Below are 852 nucleotides of genomic sequence, written 5' to 3'. Positions count from 1 at the left end.
CACAGGGCCGGAAAGCGGCAAATCCTCTGCCCCGCGACCGGGAGTGTCAAGTACACTGCCCCGCATCGATGCCGAGCAATGACACTGAAATCATGCTTTCTGTTTCCCTGATTAGCGCTGCGGTGGCGGCGGTTTTGCTGGATGCGCTGGCGGGCGAACCGCGTTGCGGGCATCCGCTGATGGCGTTTGGCCGGTTGGCCGGGTGGCTGGAGTTGCGCTGGAATGCGGACGCATCGGGCGGTGTGCTCCATGGGGCTGCTGCGCTGTGTCTGTTGGTGACGCCGGTGGTATTGCTGATCGTGTTGCTATTGGTGGTACTGCCGGGATGGGCCGGCTGGCTATTGCAGGTGGTGGGGCTGTGGCTAGTGATTGGCGCGCGCAGTTTGGCTGACCATGGCCGTGCGGTCGCCGCACCGTTACGGGCGCAGAATTTGCCCGTGGCGAGAGAGCAGGTGGCGCGAATTGTCAGTCGCGACACGCAAGCGCTGGATGCCAACGGGGTGGCACGGGCGGCCACCGAATCCATGCTGGAAAACGGTGCCGATGCGGTGTTCGCCAGCCTGTTCTGGTTTGTGCTGGCGGGCTTGCCTGGTGCGGTATTACATCGGCTGGTGAATACGCTGGATGCCATGTGGGGCTACCGCACCGAGCGGTTCGAACGGTTTGGAAAACCGGCGGCGCGGCTGGATGATCTGCTTGCCTGGCTGCCCTCGCGGCTGACGGCGCTGAGCTATGCGCTGGTGGGCGGGTTGCACGGGCGCTGCCGGTTGGCGTTGCGCTGCTGGCGGCAACAGGCCGCTGCCTGTGACAGCCCCAATGCGGGCCCGGTGATGGCTGCCGGCGCTGGCGCGT

Annotated in this window: 1 protein-coding gene; it reads left to right on the top strand. The window is 65.5% G+C overall.

What is annotated here, in order from left to right; all coding sequences use genetic code 11:
* Positions 1 to 92 precede the first annotated feature (92 nt).
* Positions 93 to 852: adenosylcobinamide-phosphate synthase CbiB (gene cbiB, locus A3754_RS19890; protein ID WP_231880708.1), on the top strand; the 760-nt coding region annotated here is incomplete at its 3' end.

Source organism: Alcanivorax sp. HI0083 (genome assembly GCF_001635175.1).
The sequence above is the reverse complement of the archived record's forward strand: the minus strand, read 5'-3'. Positions and strand labels throughout refer to the sequence as shown.